The organism is Granulicella sp. dw_53 (genome assembly GCF_018449545.1).
Lineage (GTDB): Bacteria > Acidobacteriota > Terriglobia > Terriglobales > Acidobacteriaceae > Edaphobacter.
Genome location: NZ_JAAVUR010000010.1, coordinates 178,684 through 203,226, shown reverse-complemented (window position 1 = coordinate 203,226; position 24,543 = coordinate 178,684). Strand labels below are relative to the sequence as shown.

The 24,543-nt window shown below is 49.9% G+C and carries 18 protein-coding genes; all 18 read left to right on the top strand.

Annotated features, from left to right (window positions below; translation table 11 throughout):
• The first annotated feature begins 192 nt into the window (after nucleotides 1–192).
• The 18 genes from HB393_RS16705 to HB393_RS16615 all read left to right on the top strand — a co-directional run bounded on the left by HB393_RS16705 (nucleotide 193) and on the right by HB393_RS16615 (nucleotide 24,506).
• Entirely contained in the window at nucleotides 193–1,131 is a 939-nt protein-coding gene (locus tag HB393_RS16705) for a multicopper oxidase domain-containing protein (protein ID WP_255551230.1), read from the top strand.
• Between the two features lie 1,201 nt (nucleotides 1,132–2,332).
• Nucleotides 2,333–3,484, top strand: a complete 1,152-nt coding sequence (locus HB393_RS16695) for a sugar transferase (protein WP_213806327.1) — start codon at nucleotides 2,333–2,335, stop codon at nucleotides 3,482–3,484.
• 40 nt (nucleotides 3,485–3,524) lie between these two features.
• Nucleotides 3,525–5,111: an O-antigen translocase gene (locus HB393_RS16690; RefSeq protein ID WP_213806326.1), complete on the top strand. Its 1,587-nt coding sequence runs from the start codon at nucleotides 3,525–3,527 to the stop codon at nucleotides 5,109–5,111.
• Between the two features lie 26 nt (nucleotides 5,112–5,137).
• A complete protein-coding gene (locus tag HB393_RS16685; RefSeq protein ID WP_213806325.1) occupies nucleotides 5,138–6,154 on the top strand; it encodes a glycosyltransferase family 2 protein in 1,017 nt (338 codons plus the stop codon).
• A gap of 284 nt (nucleotides 6,155–6,438) precedes the next feature.
• Nucleotides 6,439–7,668, top strand: coding sequence for an O-antigen ligase family protein (locus HB393_RS16680; RefSeq protein WP_213806324.1), 1,230 nt, complete (start codon nucleotides 6,439–6,441; stop codon nucleotides 7,666–7,668).
• Nucleotides 7,619–8,902: a glycosyltransferase family 4 protein gene (locus tag HB393_RS16675; protein WP_213806323.1), complete on the top strand. Its 1,284-nt coding sequence runs from the start codon at nucleotides 7,619–7,621 to the stop codon at nucleotides 8,900–8,902. Before HB393_RS16680 ends, HB393_RS16675 begins: the two co-directional genes overlap by 50 nt.
• A gap of 19 nt (nucleotides 8,903–8,921) precedes the next feature.
• The gene (locus HB393_RS16670) at nucleotides 8,922–9,794 is read left to right on the top strand and encodes a glycosyltransferase family A protein (RefSeq protein ID WP_213806322.1); all 873 of its coding nucleotides are present in this window, start codon (nucleotides 8,922–8,924) and stop codon (nucleotides 9,792–9,794) included.
• Between the two features lie 136 nt (nucleotides 9,795–9,930).
• On the top strand, nucleotides 9,931–10,695 hold the full coding sequence (locus tag HB393_RS16665; RefSeq protein WP_255551228.1) for a class I SAM-dependent methyltransferase: 765 nt from the start codon (nucleotides 9,931–9,933) through the stop codon (nucleotides 10,693–10,695).
• Nucleotides 10,696–10,715: 20 nt separating this feature from the next.
• A complete protein-coding gene (locus HB393_RS16660; RefSeq protein WP_213806320.1) occupies nucleotides 10,716–11,801 on the top strand; it encodes a GNAT family N-acetyltransferase in 1,086 nt (361 codons plus the stop codon).
• Nucleotides 11,802–11,886: 85 nt separating this feature from the next.
• Complete coding sequence (locus HB393_RS16655) at nucleotides 11,887–13,164, top strand: hypothetical protein (protein ID WP_213806319.1); 1,278 nt, start codon at nucleotides 11,887–11,889, stop codon at nucleotides 13,162–13,164.
• 2 nt (nucleotides 13,165–13,166) lie between these two features.
• Nucleotides 13,167–15,137, top strand: coding sequence for a hypothetical protein (locus tag HB393_RS16650; RefSeq protein ID WP_213806318.1), 1,971 nt, complete (start codon nucleotides 13,167–13,169; stop codon nucleotides 15,135–15,137).
• Nucleotides 15,138–15,168: 31 nt separating this feature from the next.
• On the top strand, nucleotides 15,169–16,617 hold the full coding sequence (locus HB393_RS16645) for a hypothetical protein (protein ID WP_213806317.1): 1,449 nt from the start codon (nucleotides 15,169–15,171) through the stop codon (nucleotides 16,615–16,617).
• Nucleotides 16,618–16,921: 304 nt separating this feature from the next.
• On the top strand, nucleotides 16,922–18,508 hold the full coding sequence (locus tag HB393_RS16640; protein WP_213806316.1) for an HAD-IIIC family phosphatase: 1,587 nt from the start codon (nucleotides 16,922–16,924) through the stop codon (nucleotides 18,506–18,508).
• Nucleotides 18,509–18,570: 62 nt separating this feature from the next.
• A complete protein-coding gene (locus HB393_RS16635) occupies nucleotides 18,571–19,260 on the top strand; it encodes a polysaccharide deacetylase family protein (RefSeq protein WP_213806315.1) in 690 nt (229 codons plus the stop codon).
• 530 nt (nucleotides 19,261–19,790) lie between these two features.
• Nucleotides 19,791–20,768, top strand: coding sequence for a glycosyltransferase family 1 protein (locus tag HB393_RS16630; protein ID WP_213806314.1), 978 nt, complete (start codon nucleotides 19,791–19,793; stop codon nucleotides 20,766–20,768).
• Between the two features lie 589 nt (nucleotides 20,769–21,357).
• Nucleotides 21,358–22,248: a hypothetical protein gene (locus HB393_RS16625; protein ID WP_213806313.1), complete on the top strand. Its 891-nt coding sequence runs from the start codon at nucleotides 21,358–21,360 to the stop codon at nucleotides 22,246–22,248.
• Nucleotides 22,249–22,311: 63 nt separating this feature from the next.
• Nucleotides 22,312–23,433, top strand: coding sequence for a glycosyltransferase family A protein (locus tag HB393_RS16620; RefSeq protein ID WP_213806312.1), 1,122 nt, complete (start codon nucleotides 22,312–22,314; stop codon nucleotides 23,431–23,433).
• Nucleotides 23,430–24,506 carry a glycosyltransferase gene (locus tag HB393_RS16615; protein WP_345945256.1) on the top strand — a complete coding sequence of 359 codons (1,077 nt, stop codon included), beginning with the start codon at nucleotides 23,430–23,432 and terminating at the stop codon, nucleotides 24,504–24,506. The genes HB393_RS16620 and HB393_RS16615 overlap by 4 nt, the downstream gene beginning before the upstream one ends.
• The last annotated feature ends 37 nt before the right edge of the window (nucleotides 24,507–24,543 follow it).

Genomic DNA, 24,543 nt, shown 5'->3' with positions numbered 1-24,543 from the left:
GCTTGCCGCGCTTTCAGCGGTGCTCAAGAAGTGAAGCGAGTCCCCAACCACGGCCAAAACGCCCGGCAGATGCCGATGCATACGAAAACTGAGATGTCTCAACAAGATAAGCACGGTGTCGTCCGCGCTTATTTCATTGCGGCAGATGAAATTGATTGGGACTATACCCCCCATGGAAGAAATATAATGGGTATGCCTTTCCCCGAAACTGGTGATACTGAAGCCGGTCCACCCCTCAGCCATCGGATCTACCACAAGGCCGTGTATCGCGAGTACACGGATGCGAGCTTTAGAGTGCTCAAGATTCGTCCGCAGCAATGGGAGCATCTGGGTATTCTTGGCCCATTGATTCGTGCGGAGGTTGGCGACTCCGTCCGTACTGTGTTCAAGAACAACACTCATCTATCAGTCACAATGCACCCTCATGGTCTGGAGTACAAGAAAGATGCAGAGGGAGCTTTATACAACGACGGGACCGCTGGAACGGTGAAGTTGGATGACACGATTGCACCAGGCCATACTTACACTTATATCTGGACTGTTCCGGAGAGAAGCGGCCCCGCAGCTATGGACGAGAGCTCCGTGCTTTGGATGTACCACTCACATTTCGTAGAGTCAACAGACATCAATACAGGATTGGTCGGTCCCATTATCGTTACGAGACGCGGTTCGGCCCGCGCTGATGGTTCTCCGAAAGATGTGGACCGAGAGTTCATCGCGGACTTCTCTATCTTCGATGAGACCGATAGTTGGTTCTTTGAGCGTAACGCTGGAAAGCAAGCGAGGGCTCTTCGCTCGAACGCCCTCAACCCTGCTCTTCGGGAAGAGCACGCCCTCTACACAATCAACGGCTACTCGGAGGGTAACCTTCCCATGATGACGATGAAGAAAGGGGAGCACGTCCGTTGGTATCTCCTCTCCAGTACGAATGAGGATGATATACATATGGCTCATTGGCACGGAAATACGGCCGTGTGGAACAAGATGAGGATGGATTCTGTATTCTTGGGGCCGATGGCGATGGCCACAGCAGATATGATGCCGGACAACGAAGGAATCTGGCTCTTCCATTGCCACGTTGCCGACCACTTCAAAGGCGGTATGGTAGGTCGTTACGAAGTGCTCCCTTAGCGGTCTATGTAATTTAGTGTGGCACGTCGTCGTTATTATAACGACATAGACGTCGCGCGAAGATTCCTCTTATCGTTCGATCTATCTAATCCAATTTGTACTAAGTGGCCGACAGGGTGCAGGAATAAGTACAAAATGTTGCATACTTCTGCCCCGCGGTTGTTCACGAAATGTACGTGATGCACAATGCTCGATAAATCTACCTCTATCCGTCATGATCACTCTAGAAGGGCTCATGCCTCTGATCGATTTCCGATACTGTCGGAGGTAAATAATTTCCGGAACAAGGCGTCTTTGGGCCAAATTGGCCTGATTCGATCGGGGTAATTCAAGATGAAGAAGAGACTTTTGCTCCTTAGACTTGGGCTCGTCAATAAGGCGCACGGATTGACAAAAGGGAAGTGAGCCCGCCCGACTGGCACTCGAATTGCTTAAGTATGAATGAGAAAGCATTCTACTTAGATTCAATTTTCCACAGTGACTTGCCGTAAGTCACCAACGCGAAGCGCGGCTTCAATTTGCAAAACCGCCAAGAGGCCTCATGAGTTGCGTAAGTGGTAAGTCGTCCAGCTCTACTATTAATTGGAACCACAATATAAGTCATGATCTTCACTGGCACGCTGTCTATACCTATCCGCGCCACGAGAAGGCGGTAGCGGGTGAGCTACAAGCTCGGTCTATCGAGATATTCCTCCCGACGACGGTGATTCAAAGCCGCTGGAAAGATAGACGTGTTCAGATTCACGCACCGGTCTTCCCAGGATACGTATTCACACGGATAACTTCCTACCAGCGAAGCAGAGTCTTAAGTGCTGCGGGAGTTATACGGATGCTATCGTTCAACGGTTCCCCGGCTCCTATCGACGACTCGGAGATAGAAGCAGTGAAACTTTGTCTTGAACGAGGCGCTATGTTGAAGCTGAACCCCTCCTTCGAACTTGGGGATCGAGTACGGGTACGATCGGGAGTATTGGAGGGATTAGAGGGAAGGATCTCCCGTTGCAAGGATGAACGGAGGTTGATCGTTCCGATTACACTGATCAACCAGTCCGTAGCTATCGAAGTAGACGTTGAACTGCTGGAGCCGCTAAGCATTAACTCCTGAGCGTTATGAGTCGCTAGGTTTTTTCTTATAGTCATGCAGTGGCACCAAGGAAGGTGCAAGATCTTCGTAATATCCAACTACTTAAGGAGCACGTTGATGGCTACACAGAAGTCAACAGCCATGCCGTGGGTTGAGAATGTGTTCAACAAAGGCATTTCTACGAAGTCATCGGAAACAGTACTACGGGCAGTCGTGCTTGAAGGGGCAGCCTTCGTGCAGATGTTAAGGTTCGAGCGTCGCCGTACGGAGAGATCCGGACGGCAGTTCATGCTCGTGCTTCTCAATAGCAAAGAGTTCGGTACCAAGTTGGGTAGTAGACTGATCAACGGTATCGCAAAGGCGATCGGCTCGAATACGAGGGAGACAGATGTTCTGGGATGGTACGAACAGGACCTCACACTTGGTCTTCTTATGACTGAGATCGGTCTAGCGGACGCGACGACGGTCGAGACAGTCTCGCAGAAGATCTCCGACGCTGTCAGGAACGCGGTGAGCCCGGCTAGCTTCGACCGGTTGAAAGTAACCGCCCGCCTCTTTCCTCAAATATCCGAGAAACAGGTATGCGCTAAAGAAAATCTGACCTTCTACCCGGACCTAACCCGGTGTCCTGCCGCCAAGAAACAGACTCTGGTCACCAAAGGGGTGATGGACGTCATCGGGAGCATAATCGCCCTCATCTTGTTTCTGCCAGCGATCGTGATCATAGCTTTGCTGGTGAAGTTGACCTCGAAAGGACCGATCATCTTTTGCCAGACTCGTGTAGGACAATACGGGAAAGAGTTTTGCTTCTTGAAGTTCCGCACAATGTATGTTGACAACGATTCGAGAATTCATCAGAACTACGTAAGCGACTTGATCGCGGGTAAGGATGATGTTCGGGACGCAAAGGGAATCTATAAACTGGTAGATGATCCCAGAATCACCCCTGTGGGACGATTTCTGAGACGAACTAGTCTTGATGAACTTCCTCAGTTTGTGAACATCCTACGTTGTGATATGTCCCTCGTGGGCCCCCGCCCCCCCCTCCCATATGAATACGAGCGCTATCAGATATGGCATAAGCGGCGTGTGCTTGAGCTGAAGCCAGGTCTTACAGGATTGTGGCAGGTGGAAGGTAGATCACGCACAAACTTCAATGAGATGGTGAGGATGGATTTGAGATATGCGAAAGCTAGGTCGTTCTGGGTTGATTGTAAGATCCTCCTTCAAACACCTGCGGCAATGGTCTCAGGTCGCGGCGCCTGCTAGAGCCAAGGCAGAGTTAGCCTTTCTTTGATTCTGCCACTCTATGTCACTTACAACACTAGACCGGGATGATCCAATTACTACCTTACCTCCGCCTGACATGGTCAAAGCGGCAAAGGCTGGCGAGAGCACCTATGGGCAGATCTTGAAGTCTTCCGCCCTGGTAGGCGGCTCCTCGATCTTGAACATAGCGATCGGCATCTTACGCACGAAGGTGATGGCTATCCTGCTTGGTCCAGCAGGATTCGGTCTACTCAGTATATACGGGTCGATCGTGATTCTCACGCAGACGCTGGCCGGCATGGGCATCAATAGCAGCGGCGTACGCCAGATCGCGGAAGCAACCGGATCTGATGAACGCACGCACATTGCACTAACGACCATCGTGCTGCGGCGGACATCGATGGTATCCGGTCTGCTGGGTGCGTTATTACTGATTCTTTTCTCCCGGCAGGTTTCGTTGGTCACCTTCGGAAACCTGCAGCATGCCACTGCAATTTCGGTTCTGTCGGTGGCTGTTTGCTTTGGCCTTATCTCAGCTGGGCAAGGTGCACTGATTCAAGGAATGCGACGGATCGCAGATCTTGCAAAGATGTCGGTGTTCGGAGCTTTTCTTGGAACACTGTCCAGCATTCCGCTTGTTTATTTTTTTAGGGACCGCGGGATCGTGCCATCTCTAATAGCGGCTGCGGTCATGACGTCACTTGTATCGTGGTGGTACAGCAGTAGGATACGAATCCAAGTGCCTTCCATTACAAATGGAATGATGATGCTGGAGGCAGGTGCACTTCTAAAGCTTGGATTTGCCTTTATGTCAAGCGGCCTTATGACAATGGGAGTTGCCTACGCCATCCGTATCACCGTACTACGCAAGGTCGGCCTCGAAGCCACTGGCTTGTATCAATCAGCCTGGACGTTAGGGGGTCTCTACGTTGGATTTATCCTTCAGGCGATGGGAGCCGATTTCTATCCTCGGCTTACAGCACACGCGAAAGATAACGTCACTTGCAACCGATTGGTCAATGAACAAGCGCATGTTGGTCTTCTGCTCGCAGGTCCAGGGGTGATTGCGACTCTCACCTTCGCACCGCTTGTCATCGCTCTTTTCTATAGCGTCAAATTTCAAGTGGCCGTTGGTGTGCTGCGCTGGATATGTCTCGGGACAATTATTCAAGTCGTGACGTGGCCCATGGGCTTCATCATCATTGCGAAAGCGCGGCAAATTTTGTTTTTCGCTTGTGAGTTGGCTTGGACTGTGGTGAGTCTGGCTTTGGCCTGGGTTTGTGCGAGCAGGTTCGGCCTGAACGGTGTCGGGATGGCATTCTTTGGGTCGTACGTCTTTCATGGATTTCTGATCTATGCTGTTGTTCATCGCGTCAGTGGGTTTCGGTGGTCGGTGGACAATAGACGTAATGGATTTATTTTCCTGTTCGCAATAACCCTCACGTTCTGCGGATTCTATGTTTTACCGTTCTTTGCGGCGGAGTTGCTAGGTTGTCTCGCAATTGTCGGAATATCGATCTTTTCCGCTAGGACAATGATCAACCTCGTTACACTGGACCAAATACCGTTTCGCCTGCGACGTCTACTTGCTCGCTGTGGCATGGTTCCAACGGAATCTGCTCTATGATAAAGCCGCACACGAGGCCGCTGAAGGTGACAGAAGAACTCTCAAATGTAGTGAATCTGGCCTCAATTAGTATTCCTGATGTTTCCGTCATTATCATTAACTGGAAGTCGAAAGCGTTCGTCAAAGCTTGTCTAACTAGCATCTACGCAAACACCAATGGCCTAACGTTAGAACTGTTCGTTGTCGACAACGCCTCTTTCGACGGATGTAGGGAAATGTTGCAGTCGGAATATCCTGATGTCATTTTTATCCAATGCGAACACAACCTAGGATTCGCCAAAGCAAATAACTTGGCATTCGCTCGCAGCCGTGGTCATACTATCCTCTTCCTCAATCCTGATACGGAGGTCCAGAAGTCTGCGATTCAGGAACTGGTGGCCGGTCTAGAATCTCTAAAAGGAGCGGGTATGGTGGGGGCGCACTTGCTGAATTCGGACCTGTCAGTACAAACCACTTGCGTCACCGCTATTCCCTCAATACTCAATCAGACTCTGAATCTGGACTATCTCCGCCGCAGGTTTCCGATGTGGAGGCTATGGAAGATGCAGGCGTTGTTCCAGGAATCCACATTGCCGGTTCAGGTGGAAGCTATCTCTGGAGCGTGTATGCTGGTCCGCCGGGAAGTGATTGACGATGTTGGAGCGTTCAGCACGGATTACTTCATGTACGCGGAAGATATGGATCTCTGCTTAAAAGTGGTTCATGCAGGCTGGAAAATTTTTTATATCCCTAGCGCGAAAATCGTACATCACGCCGGCGGTAGCAGCTCACTGCGGAAGGAAAACCATTTCAGCAATATTATGCTTCGAGCATCGCTTGTACAATTCTTTGCGGTACACAGGGGAAAGACCTATGCCGGCTTATATCGTGTAACCTTGATCTTCACCTGCGTGCTTCGACTTCTTCTCTTAGTGGTTGCTTCGCCACTACTGATGATCCGCCACCGGGGTAGTCTACTCGTACGCGCTCTGGGCAAATGGAGCCATATTCTTGTCTGGTCGATGGGTATGAAGCGGAATGAATATCGACGGCAACATATATAGTCTTCGAGGCGTAATCAAACGAAGCGGCTTGTTAGGGAGATGCAGGAAACATAATTTATTTCAAGCTACGTGTGGCGAAGTGATTCCGAAATATTTCCCATCTAGATCAAATGATCTTAATTCTCTGTCTCCACCTCATCATCGTATTTAGTCTAGTCTCCGCAAGTCGACGAAGAGTCGAGGATGCGCTTCCTATCTTCAGCTTCTTTTTGGTATTGATGCCGCTGGAGTCAAGATTAGTTATCCCAGGCCTGTTTGACGTAAATACGATGAGAGTCTCGCTATTGACTCTGCTCATCCTGTATCTTCGCCGAGGCGAAAGAGAAAACCATGACGCTATCCCGCTGAAAGGTCTGATGTTGTTACACATCGGCTGGACCATCTGCTCAACGTTCTATTCCTTGTCGGTTGCCACCAGTGCTAAGCAGCTAATCTCCCAGGTACTCGAGTATTACTTGCTATACTTTTTGCTAGTCAGAACCATTACAAGTGTTAGGACAATTCATAGGATCGTGTTTGCAATGATGATGGCGATAGGCGTCTGTTGTCTCTTCAGCCTGCTGGAAGTCTATGCCACCTGGAGCATACTTCGGATATTTCCCCAGAAGTTGTGGATTACATACAATGGCGGTATTGATCCAATCTATATCGAATGGGGAAGAGGTCTGAGGGTTCGTTCCACCTTTCCACATCCCATCTTGTTCGGTGATGCGCTGGCAATGAGCATCCCTCTCACGCTCTACTTACTCAGCGTGTGGGAGCGGCAATATCAGCGAATACTTCTCTGGATGTCACTCGGTCTTATGTTCTGGGCAATCTACAAGACGTCCAGTCGGGGGCCCTGGATAGCGACTGGAATGTGCTCCATGCTTCTCTTCGTTTTGATTCGAAATGAGATCAGGAAGTATCTGCTAGCGATTGTTGTTGTTACTGTGGTTGCACTGTTGGCACGCCCAGGTATCTGGTCGACCATCGCAGGTTTGTATTCAGCTTCGACAGACCCGACAAGTCCAGTCGGATCTTCCTATCTCTATCGTGACGCACTTAACCAGGCCGTCCGAAATGCAGTCGATAAGGACCCCACGAGAGCTCTTCTGGGTTACGGCCTGGGAACATTTCGCGAGTTGGGCCTCGATATAACGTTCTTCAATTCGGTACATCGTTGGTTTACCTGTGACAACAATTGGGCCGCGTTCCTATACGAGACCGGTTATGTAGGTCTAATGATTATAGGTGCGCTTTTAGCCCGGACCCTAATTATAGCGTTCAAGAATTACCGCCACCTGCCTGCTCCTGACAACTATCTAAGCGGGGTTATCTTCATTGCTTTGGGAGGGTTCTATTTTCTTCTGCTGAGCGTAGCCGGATACAGTTGGGGGCAGCAAGGATACATGGCGTGGATCTTGATTTCGTTGGTGGTAAGCCACTCAAGAGTTGCACCGGAGGGGTTCGAGGAGTCGGAAGATGACGATGTTGAAGAGTCCCAATCACACTACGAACTCCACGCCGCATAAGACTCCGGCAAAGTATGAGGCGCTCGTTGAAAATGTAGCTTCGGAGCAGAAGGGCCGTCCACTCCGAGTTTGCATGTTGGCATACGCATTTTACGAGAGCGATACTCGCATTCTTCAATACGCAACCGCACTGGCGCAACGTGGGGATAAAGTCGATGTTATTGCGCTACGCAAAGATCCGCTGATGGCTGAATGTGAAGTTTTGCACGGCGTAACAGTTCACCGCATCCAGTTCCGTACAGTAAACGAGAGCGGGATATTGGCCTACATAGGTCGCATTCTCCGCTTCTCCTTTCATTCTTTGCTCTTTATGTATAAAAGCCAGCGAAGACAAACGTACGATATTGTGCATGTTCACAATGCACCCGATTTTCTGGTCTTCGCAGCTTTGTGGTCTAAGTGGAAGCGCACGCCGATCATCCTGGATATTCACGACTTACTTCCTGAGTTCTTCGCGAGTAAATTTAAAGTTGATCACAAATCTTTCATCTTTGGCCTCGTAAGGCTTATTGAGAGATATTCCACTAGGTTCGCCACTCAGATCATCGTTGCAAATGATCTCTGGAGGGATCGCCTCGTGGGCCGATCCTGTCTCGGAGAAAAATGCGTAGTTGTCAGGAACCGCCCGGACCTTAGCATTTTCAAAAAAATCAGGGACAGAAAACAGATTAAAGGCGCCAAATTCATGCTGACTTATCCAGGTTCTCTGAATTGGCACCAAGGAGTTGACATTGCCATCCGCGCCTTTGCGGGCATCGCAAACCGCATCCCGGATGCAGAGTTTCATATCTATGGTGAAGGTGCAGCCAAGCCTTTGTTGATTGAACTTGTGATGGAACTAGGTATGCAAGAACGCATCTTATTCCACGGTTACTTGCCAAGCAATGAAATTGCAAAGGTAATGGCCCGAACCGACTTAGCTATCGAGCCAAAGCGTTCTAAGTCTGCGTTTGGAAACGAAGCGTTAAGTACGAAGATTATGGAGTTCATGGCCTTGGGCGTTCCCATCATAGCCTCACGAACCAAAATTCATGCTTATTATTACGACGACTCCATCATTCAGTATTACGACAACGATGATGAGACACTTCTGGGCATGCAGATCTTACGATTGATTGCCGACCCATATCTATGTATGAGGCTGGTCGAAAACGCCTCGGCCTATGTTCAGAAAAATACATGGGACGCATGCAAGCATGAGTATATTCGGCTCGTAGATAATCTAGTTTGCTGAAGAATGAAGCTGCTCGCCAATGAATATTATGACAAGATATCTCATCGTTACACCGGCGCGGGACGAAGCAGAGTTCATCGAGCGAACCATCCTTGCTGTTATCAGCCAGAGTGTGCGGCCAATCCAGTGGATCATCGTCAACGACGGATCAAGCGATGAAACAGGGGCCATTGTTGATCGCTATGCAGAGCTCCATCCATGGATTACAGCGGTGCACCGTCCTAACCGCGGACATCGCGAGGCAGGCCGTGGAGTGGTGGATACCTTCTACGACGGGTACGCTCGGATTATCTCGCCCGAATGGGATTTTTTGGTCAAGCTAGATGCCGATCTCAGCTTTCCGATTGACTACTTCGAACGCTGCTTCGCCGAGTTCAGCGCGGACCCGAATCTCGGAATTGGCGGGGGAGGTATCTATCATGAGGTTGCGGGAGAGCTGAGATTAGAGTCCAACCCGAAGTTTCATGTTCGCGGGGCGACAAAGATTTATCGGAGGAAATGCTGGGACTCGCTAGGAGGGCTGTTGCGCTCCCCAGGATGGGATACGGTAGATGAACTGAAGGCGAACATGTTGGGGTGGACGACGCGTAGCTTTCTAGATCTTAAGGTTTCGCACTATCGCTTCACCGGTGCCGCAGATGGTGCATGGAAGAATTGCGTTAAAGATGGGCGAGCAAATTATATTGCTGGTTACCACCCAACCTTTATGCTATTGAAGTGTATCTCCAGGTTGGTCAGAGCCCCGTATTTATTGGGCTCAATCGGATTGATATTTGGCTTTCTAAGTGGCTATGGGATGCGAACCCCTCGAGTTCAGGATCGATCTTTGATTCTTTATATCCGAGATCAGCAAGTACGACGCCTGCTGCTTCAAGACAGCATCTGGAAATAATGGCGGTATGCCCCGAAGAATTTATTGCCGGCAACGGATTACGGAGAAGAACCGGTGACTAGATGTCCAACAAGCACATTATGATATTGGCGCTTAAGCCTGTAATTATGGGTATCCATGAAGAGCGAGAGTGAGCATGCAGATATCAGACGCTAATCAAATAACAACGGGCAATCGGAGTGAACACGTAAGGGATGTCTTTGAAGATGCTAAGCATTATCTTAGATCCCGAGGGGTCGATGTAATGTTTCGCACTGAAACAGTGCGCTGCCTTGCGGCCAGGCTAGATTGGAAGCGACTGCTGGACATCGGATGCGGTGACGGTTCGATCTCGCTGCAGTTGTTGACACCAGAATCTCACATGACTTTGTTGGATCTGTCTGCCAGCATGGTGGCTCTTGCCAAAGAAAAGATTCCCCAGACACTAACGAATAATGTCATAGTACACAATGAGAATTTTATGACCGTTTTGCTCGACTCGGCCCCTTTCGACCTCGTCATCACAGTAGGCGTTCTGGCTCATGTTGATTCCCCCGATACGTTTCTAGCAAAGATCCGACAAAACCTGCGACCGGGGGGGAATCTGATTATAGAGTTCACTGATTCGCGCCACCTTGTCGGACGCGTAGGTAGATTTATGGGCCTCCTTAAAGAGATCGTGGCTCCGCCAAAATACCAGACGAACAAGGTATGCTACACCGACCTGGTGCCGCTGTTCGAGAAGCACCATCTCGAGCTAGTATCTAAATTTCGCTATTCTAGAATTCCTCTACCTGGGCTGGACAAAATTATCAGCAATGGCCTTCATTACTGGTTGACGAGGCTCATCTTTAATCACTGTGGAAACAATACCAATGCCAGTCTCGGCAATGAGTACATCTGCCTTTTGACGGCGAAATAATGGTTCGTACAGGAGAATTTGTGACGCGCCAACTAACATCTCATAACCGCGACGCGACCTCTATGAATGTGTGCGAACTGGATCCCCTTACCGATGATCGTTGGCCAGATTTCGTCGCTCAACATCCGGCATCGTCTGTATTTCACACGAGGGCGTGGTTGACTGTTCTGAGCTCCTCTTATGGATACAAGCCGGTTGCATTCGCGACTGTTCGATCAGGAAAGATAATCAATGCCGTGGTATTTTGTGAGGTAAAGAGCTGGTTCACGGGGAACCGATTGGTGTCGCTTCCATTTTCTGATCACTGCCAGCCTCTGGCTTACGATCTGGATTTGGCAGCAATACTAAACCATCTCGAACGACGCCGCATAATGCGCAGGCTCAAATATGTAGAGCTCAGGCCGTCGACGTGTTACGGTATCGATCTCAAACGCGGAGCCCTCGACATCAGTCGGCGATTCAGTTTGCAGAAGATAGATCTCAGGCCAGACTTAGATACCCTTTACAGCGGCTTTCATAGCAGTTGCATACGTAGGAAGATCAAGCGTGCAGAACGCGAAGAACTGATATACGAATCAGGTCGGTCTAGCAGTCTATTATTGCGGTTTCGTGAACTTCTTCTTCTCACTCGTCGTCGCCACAAGCTGCCACCGCAGCCCGCTTCATGGTTCCAGAATATTGTCCGCAGTTTGGGGGATAGCGTAACCATTCATCTTTTGTCAAAAGACACCGTGCCGGTTGCGAGCATCATGACGTTCACGCACAAGAAAGTCTTAACTTACAAATATGGTTGTTCCAACGCCCATTTTAGTAACCTCGGTGGCACCCCCCTTCTGTTCTGGAAGGTAATTCAACAAGCTAAAGAGACGGCCATGGAGGATCTCGACCTCGGACGTTCTGACTTCGATGATCCTGGACTCATCAAATTCAAAGAGAATCTAGGGGCTGCATCGTCCGAACTCGTATATTTTCGCAATCCTGTTCCCGAGCAGAAGTTAGCCTTACGGAAGCCCGAAAAACGTGACTGGGCGAGGCAGGCGATGACCCAACTCCCCGACCCATTATTTGCGGGAGTTGGTAGGCTGCTTTACCGCCATTTAGGATAGTGCCGCCAATTTATCTTCTCTCGATTTCATGAATCAAGCGTTCCTAGATTATTACCGATGCCCCAGCTGCTTTGCCTCCTTTGAGATGGCAAACGATGACTTAATTCAGTCGCAGCCTGGTTATTTCAAATTCGGTCCGGATCTGATCTGCTATGGCCGATCTGCTCTCAGCACCGGTCAGAAAGCTACCGATTCTCTCCCTGATGCGTTCGGGGAAGTGCAAAGAATTGGAGCTGTGTGGATACTTCCATTCGACCCGACGGAGGTAGCCGACAACCTAAGATATGAGCGCTACGTTGTGAAGGGCGACGAAGTGGCATGGAAGAAGCTTATCCGCAAACTCTACTATGCGCTCAGGCCGGTCCTACCGGTCGCCTTCCGTCGCCACCTACAGAGAGTATGGTTAGAACGCGGAGGCGAAAAAACGTTTCCCCAGTGGCCGGTAGACCGAAGTGTCGATCAGATGTTCGAGAGACTGATGGCGCTCGCAGCGCAGTCTTCTCCCGATAGTCGGATTCCATTTATATGGTTTTGGCCAGAAGGAAAATCGAGCTGCGCGATCATGACTCACGACGTCGAAACCGCCGCGGGGTTGCGGTTCACGGGAAAGCTTATGGACATCGCCGAGGCCTATGGGATCAGAAGCTCCTTCCAACTCATTCCCGCCGCAAGGTATGTAGTAGATACGGCAACCCTGTCCATGATGAAGGATAGAGGCTTCGAGGTTAATGTCCACGATCTTAAACATGACGGACATCTCTTTGATACTCATCAGCAATTCCAAAAGGCAGCGTCACGAATTAGCGATTTTGCGGTCGAGTTCGGCAGTAAAGGATTTCGTGCCGGCGCCTTATACCGTAATCAGGAATGGTTCGATGGATTCCGTCTTGCGTACGATATGTCGGTGCCGAATGTAGGGCATCTGGATCCTCAATCCGGAGGTTGTTGTACAGTGATGCCGTATTTTGTGGGAAAACTTCTCGAAATTCCTGTTACGACAACCCAAGATTATTCGCTATTCAACATTATTGGGACTTACTCCATAGAGCTATGGACAGAACAGATCGAAAAAATATTAAAGCAGCACGGTTTGATCAGTTTCATTATTCATCCAGACTATCTAGATTGTCCCGAGGCCCTCGAAGCCTACAAGAAGCTGCTCGATAAACTAGTGGAGCTAAGATCAGGTGCTGAGCTTTGGATCTGCCTTCCTGGTGAGGTGGATAGTTGGTGGAGACAAAGAAGCGAGATGACCTTGGTGGCCCACGAGAACTGCTGGCGAATCGAAGGCGACGGTGCAGAGCGTGCGCGTGTAGCTTATGCGGACGTCCAGAACGGCGAAGTGCGCTATACCTTCCAATGACTATGAACGATCTGAAGACAAAAAAAGTACAGAGGTCTGTGAGTTGGATATTAGGTTGCGTTCTTCTAATCTCTGCCGCAGGGCATAAGGCATTCGCCATAAATGTTCTGTACCTGGATAGGTCGAATGGTCAACTCGATACGCGCCAGCAAATCGAAACTGTGTCCCATTTCTATGGACTTGATGTTGACTGCAGGTTCCTTGAGAGCCACGCAGATATCTCCGCGGCCCTTCGGACAATTGCCGATGCCAAAACGATTGCGGTCATCATCAGTGCAGAAGCACTGAGCACATTAAACAGAGACGAAGTCTTCAAGCTCACGCACAGGAGACGACAGAAGACGCCAATCCTCATAGCCGGTATCAACGCGCATACCAGTTCCTCTCTTCTTTACCTCTGGTCATCACGAAAAATCTCGGGAGCGCGAAGCTCGCCTACGCAGAGTGGTAGCTGGTACGAAATCGCTCCCCGCAACGATGTGACACAACAACTAGGTAGTAGCAAATTACCACTGAACCAAAGACAGGTTAACTCCTTAATTGTCGAAAGAACTTCGAGCCTGATCGAAGCGCGGTCTGTTGGATCTTCTTTGCCCGTGTTCGTGCGCACCTTGCATGATGACAACGAGGTATTCTTTTCGGCGGAGGTTCAAGCTTACATTCCTGCAACTCCTAATCCCTATCGGCAGCAGGCAATCTTCGCTCCTATTGCTTCGCTGATGATGTTTATCAAGTACGCTGCTGATGAGCGGGCATGGCACAGCCCTGGCGATTATGCCAATTTCACCATCGATGACCTCTGGCTAAGGGAGCCTTACGGACACGTTAATTTTGAGGATCTCTTGCGGGAGGCGCAGATTCATAACTTCCACGCGACCATAGCATTTATCCCGTGGAACTATGATCGAAGTCAGCCCGAAATGGCATCACTCTTTCGCGAGCACACTGACCGACTCTCGATCTGCGTCCACGGCAATAATCATGTTCACCAGGAGTTCGGGTCTTTCGACAAGCATCCTCTGGACACACAGGAAAAGGACATCCAACAAGCCCTCGCTAGAATGGATAGGTTTAAGCAACTCACAAAGGTCTCGTATGACCCAGTGATGGTCTTTCCGCATTCCATCTCCCCTGAAGAGACCTTGGCGGCTCTTAAGCGCGCTAATTACCTTGCTACAGTCAACTCTCTGAACGTTCCATCGGACGCTACAACTCCACCCGATACCGACTTTGCACTGCGTGCCTCTAGCTTGCACTTCGCTAATTTCCCAAGCCTGAGACGCTATTCCGCTGAATCAGATGTACAGAGAACCCAGTTGGCGATTGATGCGTTTCTCGGAAACCCAATGCTCTTCTACGCTCACGAGAGTTTTTTCGCCTCTGGGATCAATGCGTTCGACCCAGTCGCCGAAATGGTGAATCAGTTGCAGCCAGATACGCAATGGCGAAGCCTCGGCGATATTGTGCAGCACCTCTATCTAGAAAGGCTGCGCGATGACGGAAACGTTGACGTCCGTATTTCCTCCTCATCTATCCATCTGTCTAACAAACATGAACGGGACGCCATTTTCTTCGTTGAAAAAGAGGAAGATTTCTATCCACTTCCGACTGTCTTCGTCGACGGACAAAAATATCCGTTTGAGAGAGATGGAACAAAGTTACGCCTAAGACTCCCGATCGCAAAGAGAGAGAGTAAGTTAATTGAAGTCAAGTATCTTAGCAATGTAGCTCCATGGAGCCTTTCTAATCTTGGGGCTCCACCGAGAGTTACTGCGATTCGTCTTCTCTCGGATTTTCGTGACAATGTGGTGTCAAATACCAGCTTTGGCCGCAGACTTATTCGCTCCTACGCCGATGGCGGCAGCAGGTGGAACCGTAGGATTGTAGCTCTAATGTTATTTCTGGGTGCTCTGATCTCAGGGGTGTACATTCACAAGCTCAGAAAAGTTCCGCTGATTCGGCCGGTCAGCTAGTATCACCAGTTCCAAACAAGGCCTGGATCTCATGATAAACACCACGCAGGTTGCTTTGATATGCGAGGTTGCCACATTGCAAATTCTTCGGATTCGTTCGTTCTTACTCGCGACATCGATTCTTTGTTTTGTGTTCCCCACGGCTGATAGCTTCGCCGCGAACTACTACGTTCGCAAAGATGCCACAGGTTCCAACAAAGGAAGTGATTGGACAAATGCTTGGAATGAGATGAGTATGATCAATTTCTCCAGACTAAGCTGTGGAGACACGGTTTGGATCGCGGGTGGAATTTATTTCTCCTCGCTCCAGGGAAACGCCCTCTGCACAGCAGAAAATCCGCTTACTATCAATCGTGTGTTGGCCACTGATGAAGTTCCGGCAGCCGCAGAAGGATGGAATACCTCTTACGATGGTACGGTAATTATTCCCAAGATTGATATCCCTGGACCGTCGGCTTACATCGCGATAGATGGTCGAGTGGCTAACGGTATTCAGATTTTGATTCCAGGAACAAGTGGAGATGGTATTAGTGGTGGTGAAGGAACTCGAAGCGGAGTGAGCCAGCCTATTGATCATATAAGCTTCAAGTACATTGAAGTTTACGGTCCTGCTTGTGTAACGAACGCCACCTGCACCAATGGCGGCGTTAATGGTGTAAATATTATGCCGTTCTGCCATGGAGTCAACCGAACCAACATGCTCTTCGATCACATGAGCATTCATCGTATAGGAGAGGCGTTCCGGGGTTGTGGTTGGGATAACAGTGTCGTCCAATACTCCCTCATCTATGACACGCACAATGATGGTCAGCAGCATGAAGACATTCTGTACTCTAATCCCCCTTACCAGAATGTTACTTGGCGCTATAACAAAATCTTTCAGTCTCCCAACGACGGTCTCTTTTTTGAATATGGTCTCGGTGCAGTGAATTTTGCCTTCTACGGGAACGTCGTCTACCACTCTGGAGGCTGGTTGATCTGCTTCAAGGCCGGTGTAGGGGCAAGCTTTGGACCAGTCTTCGTCTATAACAACACCTTTGAGAATGATGGTAGCTATGGGGCTTATCAACCTGGTTGGCTTGGCTTCTCGGGTATGGCAGCCGGAAGCGAGGTCGCCAATAATATCTTTGAAAATGTCATACCTGCTGCAGAAGACGCGCCTCCCAATGCAAACCATAATGCCTATAGCCTCAGGGGCAATAAGGATAGCGGAGTAGGATCTCTTTCCTATAGCGTCGAATCCTTGGGTGCGAGTCCAATGTTTCTCAACGAATCTCCTGCGAACCCAATGGCAGCAGACTTCCACCTCACATCAACCGGTGCCGCTATGTTTGCTGGAGGCAAAGCCCTCCCAACTCCTTACAATATGGATCCGGACGGACATGTACGAGGAGCCGACGGAAAATGGACTATAGGAGCCTACCAAGCATTAGAAGTAGGCCCGTCGTCTTCGGCAAACTTACGTGGCGCAGTTCATTGAGGCTTCCGACATAATTTAAAAATAATCGCAGCAACTACTGGTGCACTTCTCTTTGTGCATTCAGAATTCCCGGTTAAGGGATCTGCCCATGTATGAGACTGAAGCAAACTTCAAGATTGTTCCGTTGCGGTTGGCCCCTCCAGAAGTGGTTACTGGATTTGGTGGTCTCAAAGGTAGAGTGCTTGCTCGGACCGTATTGTCTTGGAGTGAGCACTGCACAGAGTGTGCCTGGCCAACATGTTACTCCAGCTGCGATTTATATAGTCCGCGTGAGGACGGAAGATGTCGTAGGTTTGTTGACGGTATGGTTCGAGTAGAATGCCCTGAATCGGTAAACGGGTATTTTCTCAAAATACGCTTTAAGCAATGGGGAAAGCTCTGGGCACCCGGTAACCTCTCACTCCGCACACTTCAAAGTGCAGAGTCCATCGAGAGACGTGATTACCGTTTCGGCACCGTCCTGCACCAGTTGCCGCTGCCGAAGTCAATTAAAAATTTGATCGTTGGGAAACGTTACGGCATAAAGAAACGGCTGTCGAGACGAACATCTCGCACCTCCGAAGTGCCAACCTCGCTTGTACTGGAGTGCTACAACCCAGCTGAGACAACTGTGGCTCTATCCCTTACTGTTCGATCAGCTGGCAAGAATGACAATATTCCTTTTCAGAAACTGGTTAGCCTCGTACCGGGTTCTAATCTCATTAAAATACCGTTTGTCGACATCGCGAGCGTTGTCAATCTTAGCTTTCCCTTCAATATAGAAATACTTCCCAACGACATCGATGAAGAAATGACGTTGTACTTTGGCCTTATGGAGTTCATACAGGAGTTACAGCAGGACGTTATCAAATGTGTCGTGTGGGATCTGGATAACACACTCTGGGATGGAGTGCTCGCGGAAGATGGAATCGCAGGGCTTCGCCTGAAGCCCAACATCATCAATATTATGGAAGCCCTCGATCGACACGGTATCCTGCAATCGCTAGCGAGTAAGAATGACTACGACCACGCAATGCAGGCGTTGAAGCATTTCAACATAGGACATTTCTTTCTATACCCACAGATCTCATGGTTCCCAAAGGGTGATGCAATTAATGCGATCGCCCGCCAATTAAATATTGGAGTTAAGACCTTACTGTTCATCGATGATTCAACCTTTGAAAGACAGCAGGTTCGCTCCTCTTGTCCAGAAATCCATGTGATGGACGCAAAAGACTATTTGTTGCTAACATCCATCGTTATTGATAACCAAGCTCCCGTAACGGAAGAGAGCAGGGGCCGCAGGAAGTTGTACAAAGTTGAGAAGGATCGCAACGAATTCGCCCTTGCCTTCAGGGATGACTACAGATCGTTTCTGAAGCAATGTGATATCAAATTGACAATCGATTCCCTCAATGCACAAAACTTAGAGCGGGTGCATGAGCTCACACAACGTACTAACCAGATGAATTTTTCGGGCAATCGTTATGATCGGAACAGCCTATGGAAGATCCTCGAGTCACCCCATCTTGAGAGCTATGTCCTCACTTGCACAGATAAATTTGGTAGCTATGGGATCGTCGGTTTCGGCATAGTCGACAGTCGCAAACCCCTGCTGACAGACCTCATGTTCAGTTGCAGAATTCAATCAAAACGGATAGAACACGCATTTCTGAGCCACATCATGAAGGAGTATCTGAGTCGCGACAACAAAGGCTTTTATGCTAACTATCGGAAGACGCCACGAAATGAACCTTCTGGGCGCGTCTTCGCGGATCTGACCATGGAGGATCTTGGTGTGGTCGATGGCGTTACGTCTCTCTTCTTTCCGGCCGATCGGGAGGTACCCCATGACGGTATCATCGAGATCCTCGCGCAAGACCAATACAGCTCCGTAAGTGTTAGAACATGACCTTTCGCTCTCGGTTGGGACTTCTACGCAGTGAACTACTGAGTTCAGTACACAGGCGGCCTATGCTTTTGGGCGACCGTGGACCCATCGTATCGTTCTGCTTCGATGATTTTCCACGGACTGCCTACACAACAGGAGGCACGATCCTTAAAAGCTTCGGGGTGCACGGCACTTACTATGTGGCACTGGGGCTCATCAACACCACCAATACATTGGGAGATCAGTTTACTCAAGCCGACCTCAATTCCTTATTGGAGGACGGTCATGAGCTGGGTTGTCATACTTTCAATCACAGTTCGTGCCGCAATGTCTCTGCAAGTTCTTTTGAGATGGATGTAAGAAAGGGACGGGAAGCAATTCGACAGCATATTGGTAGCGATGCAAGCGACTTCGCCTACCCGTATGGTCATGTCTCCATGAGGTCAAAGGGAATCATTGGTGCCCAGATGAATAGTTGCCGTGGAACTTATGGCGGAATCAATGAACGGGTGGCAGACCTCAACCTTCTGCGAGCAAACAGCCTGTATGGCGATGTGGAGGGATGTGCGAGAGTCGAAGCTTTACTGGCAGAGAACGTCCGAAGCAGCGGATGGCTTATCTTTTACACACATGATGTACGCAAAAATCACTCTCCCTTTGGTTGTACTCCCGTTTTTCTGGACCGGGCAATATCGCTAACCGTAGAGAGCGGAAACCATATTGTTCCGGTCAAAGCCGCAATCGATATATTTGGTAATGCGCTGCCAGAATAAGGCTAATCCGCCAAAAATCACACTCGTAATCACAAATGAAACATCAATGTTATTAGTTGGTTTATTCTGAGCCCACCCTTCTAATGTACCTCTGGCTTTATCTGATGCAGTGATCTTTAGCGGGGCGAAGAACCAGCATATCTATTGTCTCGTCCCAATTTCAAGCCGCAGCTAATCTTCTGGATTGAGACGGTCATAGTATTTAGTTTTCATAACAGAGGGGAGGAACGGTGAAATCCAGGATAGAACGAGGTGAAGCAGAACTCAACAAGCGACCTCTGCCATTCCGCCGCCTCTGGCGAGTTAGAAGTGCAAAAGGAATTACGGAGCGAGTCCGACGAGTGTTGTCCGAGTGGCTCGCTCCTCAAAGAGTCGTGTCCCAGGTCCGCAGTTCAGACTTAGCTGCAATCGATCTGGCGCATCCCTTTCAACCCCCAATTCCCCCCATCTTACTAGGGCGCCCACTTATTGCGAACTGGGTCACGACTCCACCGGCACCTGGATCAGGTGGTCATACTACACTGTTTCGCATGATTCGTTATCTCGAAGCCCACGGCTACACTAACCGCGTTTATTTTTACGATGTATACCAGGGAGACCATAGTTACTACGAATCGGTTGTGCGTAATTACTACGGCTTCAATGGTCCCGTTTCAAACGTGGACGGCGGAATGCAGGATGCTCATATAGTGGTAGCAACGGGCTGGCCCACGGCATACCCGATCTTTAACTCGAGATGTGCTGGAAAACGATTCTATTTTGTGCAGGACTTCGAGCCTTACTTCTATCCTGCTGGAAGTATAAGTTCCTTCGCTGAGAGTACATACAGGATGGGTTTTCATGGCATCAGTATCGGAAAATGTTTTGCCAATAAGCTAGTCATCGAATTCGGCATGTCTGTCGATACGTTTACTTTTGGTTGTGACATCTCACAATATCGTAGATCAGAGACATCCCACCGATCCGGCATAGTCTTCTACGCTCGACGTGAAAACGCCCGCCGCGGCTTTGAATTAGGCCTTCTTGCTCTTGAGATGTTTGCAGCTCGAAGACCTGATATCGACATCCATATCTATGGCGACAGAATGGGACATCTCCCATTCCGTTTCGTCGATCACGGCCGTATTACACCAGATGAGATTAATCGCATCTATAATCTCTGTTTCGCTGGGCTAAGTCTCTCGTTTACGAACGTCTCGCTTGTTCCTTTTGAAATGCTTGCCGCAGGGTGCATTCCCGTGGTCAACGATACGGTTCAAGTCCGGGCTGATCTCGATAGTCCGTTTGTTCGGTATGCCCCCGCCTTCCCGATGGCTTTGGCGGCATCACTCGAGGAGATCGTCTCATGCATAGATTCAGATGCATTGTCCGTTGCGGCTGCAGCCAGCATGCAATCCATAACATGGGACGAGGCCGGAGCTACAGTTGATGCCATTCTGCGCCGGACCCTCGAAGCGTCGATGGATAACTCCATTTTTCCGGGGTCCATGGCTAAAGTTTCTATGTAAGGCATCCCTGTCGGCGAATAGTCCTGCCGGAAAACATCTGCTTTTTGTTCTGGCCGTCGTTTTTGTCTGACTGTAGACGAATCTGCTTGGCATTGCATGCGCCCCAGTCCACCAGTCGACATCTCTAACACACTATTATTCTCAATAATTTATGAATAGATCGAAATATGTTGGTCTCTTAGGTCTGCTGATTGCCGTATTGATGACTAACCCCATGCTGGGACAGGCATCGGCTGACATCTCTGGAAACACCTCTGTTTCGACTACTGCTCCATCATCTGTCAGTTCTGACTCTGAGAGTGGGAAGGGGGAAGGAGAAACGCAGGTTCGGTATATACCGTCACTCTCTGGTGCGTCCCTGATCGCTCTGGGTGACAACATCCCCAGCCACATATTTGGGGGAGCGACTACAACCGCTGGATGGGACAGTAACCCAAACAATACCAGTAGAAGTGATACCGGTGCTGCATCCAAATTCTTTACACTCAATCCCTATATTGAGTTTGTATCAAATACTCCACACACGAAGTCCGTGGCGCAATATCGGTCGACAAACACATCTTACGGATCTCAGTATGCATGGCAAAACATGAACTTGGCCTCCGCTAACGTCGTGGTTGATGTGAGCCAACGCCTGAGTTGGGATATGAATGCCATGGGAAGTTATGGGCGGGACTCTGCTCGGTTTCTGGGATCGGACCAAACTGTGGCAGTGGGTGGAACAGCGGGAACAGGGCCCAATTCTGCCACCTATCTTCAGAATGCGGGCATCGTAGCGCACGGGGACGCCAACATCGGAGTTCGGTACAAGAGTTCCGAAAGAGATGCGATTGAGGTTCGCGCGGGAGAATCTTATAGCAACTACAGCGGACTCAACATTACGAACAGGATCAGTACAATCGGCATGACCTATTCCCGGAATATCTCCGATACCTTTGGGATGTTCACGTACTTACGTGAATCGTACTATCACGGATATATTCACTGCTCGAGCTATGGAGTCGGAGCAGGCCTGAGATGGCGGCCGAGCGAAAAGACCCAAATCGATATAAGTGGCGGTCCGCAACTCAACACATCAGAATGCGGAAGCCGGCAGGGACTTTCCTACGCGGTGTCTTTCAGTAAGAGACTCACTGGTAACTCGCAGTTCTATCTGCTCTCCGCACGAGCTCCGAACACGGCCGATATTGGACTGGGTGTCTGGCAGGAAAGTGTGTCAGGTGGATATCAGCGGCAAGTGTCGTCCAGGGCTGAGGCGATATTCAATGTCAGCTTTGTAGCGAATGACACCGTGGCCACAATTCCTTCCTTTCACGGTACATACTTCGACTGTCGCTATCAGGTGGACTTTGGCCATGGACTGCAAGGTGTCTATAGCTATCGCGGATATTTCTCTGCCTCGGATGGAAATTCGCTAAGCCGAAATGTTGCAACCTTTGGACTGAACTGGGCTCCGAAGGCAAATCGTTCGCTTCGGTAAGCAAATGCTGTTCCGCATTGCTCTCTAGCTTTGAGGAAAGAGATAAGAGAATGAGGCAAGGGAATGAATCGTCCGAAAGTTAGCTTTGTTGTTCCGTGTTATAAATTGGCACACTTGCTCTCTGAATGTGTCCATTCGATTCTGATCCAGACTTATACAGACTTTGAAGTCCTGATTATGGACGACGATTCTCCTGATGACACAGCCGTTGTAGCAGCTTCAATCGAAGATCCTCGTGTGAGATATATCCATAACGAGAAGAATCTTGGCAATCTTAGAAATTACAACAAAGGAATCGAACTTTGCCGCGGAAGTTACATCTGGCTTATATCGGCTGACGATTACCTTCGTAAAGATCACATCCTTGAGTGGTACATGGAGGTGTTGGAGCGGGACTCTCATGTAGGGTATGCATTTTGTCCTGCTATCGAGGTGATGGATGGACGTGAGACCCATGTTCTTCCTTATTCCTTTTATGGCGAGAAGGATGTGATCGTTGATGGTTGGTGTCTGTTGAAGAAGTTGTTGGTAAGCAATTTCATTGTGGCTGGCTCCGTTCTGGCTCGGGCAGAATGTTATCGAACTATTGACTACTTTCCCTTGGATGAGGGGATGGAATGGAGCGGCGACTGGTATCTGTGGTGCGTGTTTGCATTGCGGTACGATGTTGCGTATTTCGCTGAGCCAATGGTCTGTTATCGCGCGCACAGTCTCAGCATGACGACTACGCTCGCTCAAGATGAAAATCTCTACAAGTGCTCTGCGGGAGATCTTGCGGTTCCCTTGAAGGTCCGGCAACGTGCTCTTGAAGCAGGATTGCAGGAGGTGGCTGACTGGTGTCTCAAGGCGATTGCCAAGGAGTACTCTCAGCAGGTGAAGTCGAAGAGGTACCAAGGCTCGACCTGGTCGCTCAGCCTAGAGCAGTTGGAGCAGTCGCTCTGCGCGAATATCCCGCTGGAGTCGGAGAGAGAGTTGATTCGCGCTCGGGCCTTCGATGCCATGGGCGACAACCTCTGGTTGAGCGGCGATTCTTTGCAAGCCAAGCGTTGCTATCTCGACAGCGTGGCTAGAGATCCGTGGTCGATTCTGACTTACGCCAAGCTGTTCTTCGTGTGGCTGAGGATCCCGGGGAGCCAACTTCGGGAGCTTCGTCGATATCTTCGCACCGCTATTGCCGCCAGATGACAAGTCCCATTGTTTCCGTCGTGATGAGCGTGTTCAACGGAGGACGCTTCTTGTCGGAGGCTGTCGAGAGCGTTCTCAGCCAGAGCTTCGACGAGTTCGAGTTCATCATCATCGACGATGGTTCGGATGACGAATCGCTTGCGCTTCTCGATCGCTACCGAAGCCAGGATTCCCGAATAAGGCTATTTGCTCAGAGCAACCGAGGCTTAGTCGAATCTCTAAATCGTGGCTGCGACCTTGCGCGGGGAAGATATATCGCGAGGATGGATGCCGACGATGTTGCCCTCTTAGACCGCTTGAAGGTTCAGGTTGAGTTTCTTGAGAGCCATCCTGAGATCAGCCTCGTTGGGGGCGCTGTTGAGTTCATTGACGCGGACGGCAAGGCGTTACTCACGGCTAGACATCCTGAGAGCGACTTCTCGATCAAGCGGCAGTTGTCGGACTGCACTGCGTTCTGGCATCCTACTGTTCTCTATACGAAGGATGCGTTTCTGTTCGCAGGTGGTTACAGAAACATTCCCGATGCCGAGGACTACGATCTTTGGCTGCGAATGGCTGACCACTTCGAACTGGCGAATCTGAAGCAAGTAGTCCTTCGATACAGAGTTCATCCGGAGCAGGGTTCGGTCCTCCGATGCAGGAAGCAGGCTCTTGGCACGCTTGCGGCGAAGGCATCGGCTGCGGCGCGGCGAAGCGGAGCTTGCGATCCGCTGGCGTTGTCTCCGGAGATTACAGCCGCTGCTCTTGCCTCCATGGGTGTGGACGACAGAAGTATCCACACGGCCATTGGGAGGGCGTACCTCTCGAGCGCCCGAAATATGTATCGTCTGAGGGCCTTTTCTCTGGCGCTCGCGATGTTGGCAACATTGCAATCCGCTGACTGTGAGCGGGCTGACGGTTGGGTCATTGCAGACTCCTATCTTTACTCGGGACGGATCTACTGGTCACAAGGGCGATACTTCAGGGGCCTTATGCAGTTTGTAGTGGCGATCTTCCGACGGCCTATCCTCGTTGGACGGCCACTCCATGCTGCGGTCAAGTCTCTTGGTGCAGCCTTCTCTGACGCCTTCTAGGGTGTCACCAGACCCCTACCCCCCCGGGGGGGGGGTG